The organism is Endozoicomonas sp. SESOKO1 (assembly GCF_024606265.1).
GTDB lineage: Bacteria > Pseudomonadota > Gammaproteobacteria > Pseudomonadales > Endozoicomonadaceae > Endozoicomonas.
In genome coordinates this window covers 1-1965 of record NZ_JAHHPP010000044.1, presented here as the reverse complement: position 1 = coordinate 1965, position 1965 = coordinate 1, and the positions used below count along the sequence as shown (strand labels likewise).

At 46.3% G+C, this 1965-nt stretch carries 3 protein-coding genes and 1 tRNA gene; all 4 read right to left on the bottom strand.

Annotation, left to right across the window (positions count from 1 at the left end):
• Nucleotides 1-58: 58 nt before the first annotated feature.
• Nucleotides 59-532: a hypothetical protein gene (locus KDK13_RS02550; protein WP_257283254.1), complete on the bottom strand. Its 474-nt coding sequence runs from the start codon at nucleotides 530-532 to the stop codon at nucleotides 59-61.
• 65 nt (nucleotides 533-597) lie between these two features.
• Complete coding sequence (locus tag KDK13_RS02545) at nucleotides 598-1173, bottom strand: site-specific integrase (RefSeq protein ID WP_257283253.1); 576 nt, start codon at nucleotides 1171-1173, stop codon at nucleotides 598-600.
• 13 nt (nucleotides 1174-1186) lie between these two features.
• Nucleotides 1187-1474 (bottom strand): Arm DNA-binding domain-containing protein, encoded by a 288-nt coding sequence (locus KDK13_RS02540; RefSeq protein WP_257283251.1) that lies wholly within the window; start codon nucleotides 1472-1474, stop codon nucleotides 1187-1189.
• Between the two features lie 287 nt (nucleotides 1475-1761).
• Nucleotides 1762-1838 (bottom strand) — tRNA-Pro (locus KDK13_RS02535).
• Nucleotides 1839-1965: the final 127 nt, after the last annotated feature.

Here is a 1965-nt window from a genome sequence, read left to right as displayed (position 1 = left end):
TAATGTTTAAGTTTTGATCAAAAAAGGAGGCGACTGGCATGAGTGGCCTGTTTTGTTTTCAAAAAAATTTTGTCAGTGCCTGTTGAGTTGGATTATTCATGGGTTTTCTGACAGGCACTAAATAGTCATAGGATGGAAGTTTTTCTCCTTTCATAAAGGCATTAATTAGTTTTCCTTTCGATAAAGCTATTGATATCAGGTTATTCTCCCTCTTTGTTATGGCTGATTTGTTTACTTTGCCCGGTTTACTGTCTGGGGCAAAAATCAGCCCTTTTTTATCACACCATGGTTTTATATCTCTGTATAACAACACCTCTTTTTCTATGCTGAACGGGTAGCGTCTGGTAATGATCGGTATTTCACAATACTTAATCGCTTCATCTATCGCTGACCTGACGTATTTGCGGAACTTGGCATGACTGCTGGGTCGATTTACGTCTGCCAGCCATTCCACCAGTTCATCAACTGTGTACTCACTTCGGGTTAAATTGACCAACAAATTTTCGACAGGTATTCTTTTTTCGTCTGACATACCCCAACCTCTCCGGGACTGATTAGACACTGGCGGGAAGTTGCGATTCCCGCCGACTCTTGCCACTATCGAAACTTCACTTCCACCACATTCTCACCAGCGGCCATCTGCCTCAATTCATCCAGATAATCAGCCCAGTGCTGCATCATTTCGGTTCGCTGCTTTAAATGTTTGGTGCGGTTGTAGGCTCGCCCGTTGGGGTCTTTAACTACATGGGCAAGCTGTTGTTCAATCCATTCAATACGGTATTCCAGAACTTCATCTAACAAGGTGCGAGCCATTGCCCGGAAACCATGGGGAACCATCACCTCTTTGCTATATCCCATGGTTCTCAATGCCATTCTGACACCATTATCCGACAGTGGCCGACTTGCCCCACGTTCGGACGGGAATAGATACTTACCACTGCCGGTCAGGGTGTGCAGTTGCTCAAGTATCTTTTTGGCCTGCCGGGACAATGGCACGATATGGGACTCTTTCATTTTCATCAGCGTTGCCGGTATTTCAATTCGCCCCTCATTCCAGTTGATAAAGCTCCATTCCAACTGGCGCAATTCCCCCGGACGCAAAAACAACAGTGCTGATAATTTCAATGCAACCCTGACAATTGATGTTCCGTTGTAGGCATCCATGGCCAGCATCAGCAACCCCACTTCAACAGGGGTAGTAATGGCTGGATAGTGAGTGGTTTCTTTTGGTCGCAGTGCGCCGGTTAGATTGGCTGCGGGGTTGTCGGTGGTTCGCCCTGTTTGAATGGCATAGAGAAACTTCCGGGTAAGCCCCCATTGCCAGGGTTCTTTCTTTACCTGAAAAACGATATTTGTACCGCCACAATTTGCTTCCGTTGGTTTTCACCAGCAGGTAAAGCCCTCTATCACCAGTGACTTTGTAATCCTTATCGCTGGGTTTGGCGTTTCTTGCTCTGGCATCTGTGATGCTCATTAACATGACTCCCAATTAGAAACCCTTGGGGTATCGCATAGACAACCAAGGTGATGTAATACCCCCATCTACAGCCCACGGTTTGCAAGGGTTTTAGAGAATATGGGGGTATCGAAAATGAGGATTGGGGGTATCGATTTTTGAAGCCTTGAAAATACCCCCATCCGTACCCCCAAATTTTAAGGATACTGGCGGTTTTCAGCAAACGACTAAGGAAGTAAAGATAGGCTAGAAGCCAGTAAAATCAAGGGGTTACGGACTTTAAAGGAAGGTGGCGGAAAGGCTTCTGGTCGGCGTGAGAGGATTCGAACCTCCGACCCTTTCGTCCCGAACGAAATGCGCTACCAGGCTGCGCTACACGCCGAAGCCATTGCTATTCTAAACATGCAGAGAAGCCTGTCAATGATAGCAGAAATGAATTCAAGGAGATTTTACGAAGAGGACTAAAGAAAGGAAATATGGTCGGGGTAGAGAGATTCGAACTCCCGACA

Bases quoted from the DNA above. Each gene is read 5' to 3' on its own strand.
- KDK13_RS02550 (WP_257283254.1), bottom strand. From the start codon at position 532: ATGTCAGACGAAAAAAGAATACCTGTCGAAAATTTGTTGGTCAATTTA.
- KDK13_RS02545 (WP_257283253.1), bottom strand. From the start codon at position 1,173: ATGCTGGCCATGGATGCCTACAACGGAACATCAATTGTCAGGGTTGCA.
- KDK13_RS02540 (WP_257283251.1), bottom strand. From the start codon at position 1,474: ATGAGCATCACAGATGCCAGAGCAAGAAACGCCAAACCCAGCGATAAG.